Source organism: Megamonas rupellensis DSM 19944 (genome assembly GCF_000378365.1).
Lineage (GTDB): Bacteria > Bacillota > Negativicutes > Selenomonadales > Selenomonadaceae > Megamonas > Megamonas funiformis.
On the sequence record NZ_KB899632.1, the window covers coordinates 1 to 1,913 of the forward strand.

Sequence of the window (1,913 nt, forward strand, 5' to 3'; positions counted from 1 at the left end):
AAAGAAAAATTGGTATCGGGAGGTAGAGTTCTTTTGTTACTTTTCTTGCTCATGAAAGAAAAGTAAGTATAAAAATGTAGGTGTTCATTTCTTTGGTGGCAAAGAAACAAACCAAAGAAACCGCCTCGCGATATTGATTTTATTAACCTATGGCTACCATAAAAGTCTGCTAACGCGAGGAAAATTACAGATTATAATTTCCCTGTAATATAGATTTTATAATAGTAATATAAGATTTATATTATAGGGATTTTTCTGTTTTTATAAATAAGTATTTACCTATTATTTTAAAGTAAATAATATATTTTACTTATGAATAGATATATGATAATATAAGGTCAAGGTTGAACGAGATGTTAATTAAGAAATTATAAATAAGATAATTTATGAAAGAAGGCTTTATATTATGATTAGAAAAGTTCCTGTACCTACTGCTGGGGTGATGCTTGGATTGGCGGCTCTTGGTAATTTGCTTGCACCATATTCCATGATTTTGAAATATGCTTGCGGTATTAGTTCTGCGTTTTTAGGGGTGTTGTTATTTAGCAAAATTATTTTACATCCGCAGATGATGAAAAATGATTTGAATGGAAATTCTATTTTTGCCAGTGTATTTGCTACTTTCTTTATGGCAATTATGCAGCTTTGCACTTATACTTTTCCGTTTGCACCTATAGCTAGTGAAGTAGTTTGGTATGGGGCGATTTGTGGTCATTTTATGTTGATGGCATGGTTTACTTATCGTTATATCATCAATTTTGAATTAAGAGATGTTTTTCCAACATATTTTATAGCATATGTAGGTATCGTGGTAGCGTCTGTTACAGCGCCTACTTTTAATCACCACAATTTAGGTGAATATATTTTCTGGTTTGGTTTCACTATGTATATGATATTATTTGCGCTCGTTACTATTCGTTATTGCAGTAAACATGCAATTGCTGAACCAGCTAAACCTTTATTTTGTATCTATACTGCACCAATGAGTTTAAGCTTAGCAGGATATCTTGCTTGTGTTGCTGATAAATCTTTAATCATGATTGTAATTATGCAGATATTAGCTCAAGGTTTATTTGTGGCAGTGCTTACACAGATGCCAAAACTTTTAAAATTAAAATTCTATCCTAGCTATGCAGCATTTACTTTCCCATTTGTTATTACTGCGATTGCACTTCGTCAGACTGTTAGTTATTTAAATGAAATCAATATAGCAGTACCTAGCATTTTAAATTATGTAGTAGGAGTAGAAACTATCTTAGCTACAGCGATTGTAACTTATGTGTTCATCAGATATTTGAAATTCTTACATGAACAAATGATTGTAAATATGGGGGATAGAGCAAAAACTGTTTTGGGTACTATAACTAATATTGTTAAATAATGAAGCCTTCAAAATTCTAAGAATATACCCTAATACTATTTAGGTTTAGATTTTATATCTAAACCTATTTTTTTATTTTTATGACAAAAATAAAAAGACAAGTATTTTACTTGTCTTTATGATATAATTCTTGGCATAGGGAATAAATTGATGTGTCATGCCTCTCTTTTAGGGAGGTGGTAAATATGACGAATTATGAAGTATTGTCTTTGATAATATCTTTATTAACGCTTATATTTACTATACTTTCTTATTTTAATTGATTTTAAAATAAAAAAGAAGCCATCTTGATGGACAGCCTCTTCTTCAACAATAACACTATAAGAAGAGGGCTGACATCGGCAAACATCAGTTTATTCTCTTCTTTGTTTATTATACTACAATGAATATGGCAAAACAAGTTGAATTAATTTAGATATTATATTAGGTATTATAATTGATTTGTTTTACCAAATGCGAGCGTAAAGCCCCTAAATTTATTTATGGGGATATAAGCTCGCTAAAAAACAATGATTCGATATCATTGTTTTTT

1 protein-coding gene is annotated in these 1,913 nt (G+C 30.0%); it reads left to right on the forward strand.

All coding sequences use genetic code 11. The annotated features are described in order from the left end of the window. The first annotated feature begins 406 nt into the window (after nt 1-406). Nucleotides 407-1,381, forward strand: a complete 975-nt coding sequence (locus F553_RS0111535) for a TDT family transporter (protein WP_019000213.1) — start codon at nt 407-409, stop codon at nt 1,379-1,381. The last annotated feature ends 532 nt before the right edge of the window (nt 1,382-1,913 follow it).